General features: G+C 43.8%; 3 protein-coding genes and 1 pseudogene. 2 read left to right on the plus strand and 2 right to left on the minus strand.

Translation table 11 applies throughout. From position 1 onward, the window contains the following. Positions 1 to 40: 40 nt before the first annotated feature. On the minus strand, positions 41 to 1264 hold the full coding sequence (locus tag QUB06_RS34850) for an AAA-like domain-containing protein (RefSeq protein WP_445251446.1): 1224 nt from the start codon (positions 1262 to 1264) through the stop codon (positions 41 to 43). 148 nt (positions 1265 to 1412) lie between these two features. On the opposite strand from QUB06_RS34850, the pseudogene QUB06_RS33440 reads away from it, so the two are divergent. After that, positions 1413 to 3009 (plus strand): annotated as a pseudogene (locus QUB06_RS33440) (IS1182 family transposase). A 21-nt stretch (positions 3010 to 3030) separates the two neighbouring features. Here the strand turns inward: QUB06_RS33440 and QUB06_RS33445 are convergent. Next, positions 3031 to 3366 carry a hypothetical protein gene (locus QUB06_RS33445; protein WP_445251447.1) on the minus strand — a complete coding sequence of 112 codons (336 nt, stop codon included), beginning with the start codon at positions 3364 to 3366 and terminating at the stop codon, positions 3031 to 3033. Positions 3367 to 4018: 652 nt separating this feature from the next. Between QUB06_RS33445 and QUB06_RS33450 the strand changes: the two genes are divergently transcribed. Further along, positions 4019 to 4265: hypothetical protein (locus QUB06_RS33450; RefSeq protein WP_333439002.1), on the plus strand; the 247-nt coding region annotated here is incomplete at its 3' end.

Raw genomic sequence — 4265 nt, forward strand, 5'->3', positions numbered from 1 at the left:
TTTGAAAACTACAAAAATAGATGTTTACTTACTTGGCATTTTAATGGTTAGTTTGGCATACCAAGTAAGGAAGAACCTCAACTTCTCGCTTTTCCAAATCCTGAGCCGCCGCTAAAAAGCGGTAATCCAGATGGCTTAAACTTTGATATTTGGCCCATTCCAAAGCTTCTTGCAGTGCCTGACCCCGCAGCAGCCGCGAATCATCCTCAAAATTGGCAGCATTCCAAGCATTAAAACTTTCCGAATAAGGCCGCAGCTTTCCCAACTGTTTTTCCACCCATTCAAGATTGAAAACTTCGGCATAAATTCGGTTATAAACTTTTAGTTTTCCCTGTTGTTGCACCACTAAACCTGACAGTCGCAATTCTGTTTGTTCGGGACTGCCATCAGCAAGAACCCCCCCCAGCCCCCCCTTGCTAAGGGGGGGAGTAAGAGTGGCTATTTCTTGCTCTCCCAGGGGTGAAGCAGCAGCATTTAGCCCCCCCTTAGCAAGGGGGGGTTGGGGGGGGTGCGCGGATTCCAAAATTTGCTGGTAAAGCCCCAATAACTGCCCCGCTTTTTGCTGATTTCTCAGGATGCGATCGCGAATAGTTTTCAAATGTTCAGGCTCATCTTGAGACTCCCAATTCTCCACAACCCGCAACCTCACCAACCCCTCAACTCCCTCATCCTCTGTGGAACAGGCATCCTGCCTGTCTGTGGTGGTGGAACAGGCATCCTGCCTGTCTGTGGTGGTGGAACAGGCATCCTGCCTGTCTGTGGTGGTGGAACAGGCATCCTGCCTGTCTTGATCGGCGCCCTCTGCGCCTCTGCGGTTAACTCTCTTTAACTCCTTTTCCAGCATTAACTTGCACAGCTTTTGCGTCAAAAAAGGTTGTCCCCCCGTCCAATCCAAAATATCTGCGATCGCACTTTCAGGATTAGCAACTTGCCCCCGCCAACCATCAATCAAAGGCTGCACTTCATCAATCTGAAAACCGCGTAAATTTATCGCCTTACCAATATTAAAAGGAGTTTGAGTTTTATCAGCAATCAAATCCGAAGGCGTAGCCACCCCCAACAGCGCAAAAGTCAAACGCCGGTACAGAGGATGGTCAACTCTTTGATTGTAAAACCAGCGAATCAGAGCAAAAAACTCATCGCTAGAAAAGTTCATGCTCAACACTCGATCGATCTCGTCAATAAAAATAACAATACTTGGTTCTATTTCAACTAAAACAACTTCTTCAATAAATAAACTAAACCGCTGGACGGGCGATAACAAATCCCGGCGTTCGCGCCACCAATTCCGCCAATTAATTTTATTACCTAGGGCGTAGGTACAGTATTAGAAGTTGACAAAAGTAGGAAAGCATGATAAGTGAATTTAGGAGCTTGTTAAATCCTAACAATCAGGAAGAAGAAAAAAACCTATGCGTCCTCCCTTATGGCATCCTCCAATTGAGCTATCAGATCATGAAGCGTTGATTATCAAACGCATTAAACGAGCCAAGCTATTCACCTTTCTGCGACTTAACCGTTTATTCATCTTTAATGATGAGTTCCAAGAAGAACTCGCTACCATCTTTAAAGACAGCACCGTGGGTAATAGCCCAGTTCCTCCGGCACAAATTGCCTTAGCAATTATTCTGCAAGCCTATCTAGGGATTTCTGATGATGAAGTGATTGAAGAAATGAGTCGTGGCTCAACGTTGGCAGTTAGTTCTCGATTGCCTTAATTGTGAAACTCCCCCTTTCAGCAAACCGACTTTAATTAGATTCAGAAATCGCTTAATTAAAAAAGAATTAGACCAACGTTTAATTGACCGCACCGTAGAAATTGCCAAGCAAAAAGGTGGGTTTGGCTCATCTCAACTCAAAGTGGCTTTAGATTCGTCGCCGTTATGGGGAGCTGGTAAAGTCGAAGATACATATAATCTATTGGGTCATGCTTTGCGTAAAGCAGTGAGTGTGATAGCTGCTGGACAGGGGCGGGAGCCAGCAGAAATTGCCGAGTTAGCTGGTGCGACTATTCTCAATAGTTCCAGCTTAAAAACAGCCTTAGACTTAAACTGGGATGACCCAGGAGAGCGTCAAAATGCACTATCAATGATTCTAAACAGCTTATGTTCTGTGGAAGAATGGATGCAAAGCCAGTCTAATTATGATGACTTTGAAGTAGCCAAACAGACTCTGGATGTTGCCCGAGTGATTGAATCTCAAAATGTAACTTTCGACTCACAAGGCGTTCCGAGTTTAAGTAAAGGGGTCGCCAAAGATCGTCGCATTTCTATTGAGGACGCTGATATGCGGCATGGGCGTAAAAGCCGATCTAAAAAAATAGATGGATATAAACGCCACATCCTCAAAGATTTAGAGAGTGGTATAGTTTGCGCGGTGGCGTTGACACGCGCAAATACTCCGGAAGCTGCTGCTACGGTAGACCTAGAACGTGACTTAAAATTTCAAAATATTCACCTATCTGAGTTACATATCGAGCGGGCTTATTTATCCAGTCATTGGGTGACACAACGGGATGATAAATTACAGATATTTTGCAAGGCGTGGCCGGTCAGAAATTCTGGACGGTTTGATAAAAATTCTTTTTTTCTTGACTGGGATACGCATTTAATTAGCTGTCCCAATCAGGTAAGTATCCCATTTGAACTGGGGAAAACTGTTCATTTTCCTCAGAATGAATGTGCAATTTGTCCTCTGAGGTCTGGTTGCACGAATAGTAAAAGAGGACGAACTGTATCAATTCATCCTGATGAAGCCTTAATGCAAGAGTTGCGAGTACGTCAATCCACTGCTATTGGTCGAAAAGACTTAAGAAAACGTACTACAGTTGAACACTCTCTGGCTCATATTGGTCATTGGCAGGGTGATCGTGCTCGATATCTTGGACAACGGAAAAATCTTTTCGATCTACGTCGAGTCGCTGTTGTCCATAACCTTCACGTCATTGCTCGAATCTCTAAGGTTGCCCCAATTCAACCGGGCATAGAGTTGAATTCCTTGACGGGGTAGATTCATATATCTCTTTTTTTGTCAAGTTCTAATACTGTACCGACGCTCTAGCTGACAGCTACTGACTAAAGAATTAACAATGCCTGCATACCATTTTTCAGGAGTGACATCTTCCTTGCCAATACCAGTTAAATCGATAGAAGCGCAAACAGTACCTTCAGCTTGCAGTCTTTGCATCGTCCGCACCCGCAAACTAGATTTGCCCATTTGCCGCGAATTCAGCACGTAACAAAACTCACCGGCCTTCAAACCTTCGTAAAAGTCCAAGTCTGCTTGCCGCATCACGTAACTCGACGCATCTGCTGGGAGACTCCCGCCAATCTGATATTCATCGCTAACTGGAAATTCTTTCATCATTGCCTGCACCCAAATCTAGATTAGATTGTACGATCGCAAACCTGACTATGTAGAGATTTACCAAACAACCTGACTTTTACTGATTTTTAGGACTTACGAATCGGTGGTCAGAAACCGGGTTTTTTACGAAAAGACGCCTTGTAGCCAACAGATTAGGTCAAAAGCCCGGTTTCTTTGGTCTAATGCCTGAGTCCTGATTTTTATGATGCTTTGTCAGGCTGCACCTGATTTTTCCCTATAAATTCAGAGCCTGAAGCTATTTATCAGTTCCTATAATACCTGATTTTATCACCATTGCGGTTCGCTAGTTTTAGCAAGAAACTGATAACAACAAGCGAAAAGGGCAGCAAAACATATAAATAGCAACCCTTACTTCCTCAATAAACCAATTAGTTTGAAACACAAAGGAGAAACTGAAATTGATATCTAGGGCACTCTATTCAATGACAACAACACTGATAACGGCGGTAAGTTTCACAAATCATTAGTGGGAACTAATCAAGCTGACAAAATCTATGGCAAAGCAGGAAATTACATATTGTCGGGTTTTGGTGGCAACGACGACCTGTGAGGCTGCACTGGCAACGACGACTTTCATTTCAAGATCGGGCGAAATTTTGTATCAATTACCAAACAAGAAGGAGTAATCAAGATGGCGAGCGCACCTATTCTCAAAGGAAACAAGTACAGCACTAAAAAGGCTGGGATCATTGACATCGACATCAATATTGACGATTCTGAAAAGGCTGGCCTCATTGAGATCGACATAAATATTGGCGATTCGGAAACTGTCGATGTGATTGAGGACGATCGCGATGAAAAGGAAACTGTCGATGTGATTGAGGACGATCGCGATGAAAAGGAAACTGTCGATGTGATTGAGGACGATCGCGATGAAA

It is taken from the genome of Microcoleus sp. D2_18a_D3 (assembly GCF_036702455.1).
Classification (GTDB): Bacteria; Cyanobacteriota; Cyanobacteriia; order Cyanobacteriales; family Microcoleaceae; genus Microcoleus.

Excerpts from the sequence above, each read along its gene's own strand:
- QUB06_RS33445 (WP_445251447.1), bottom strand. The coding sequence starts at position 3,366 with ATGATGAAAGAATTTCCAGTTAGCGATGAATATCAGATTGGCGGGAGT.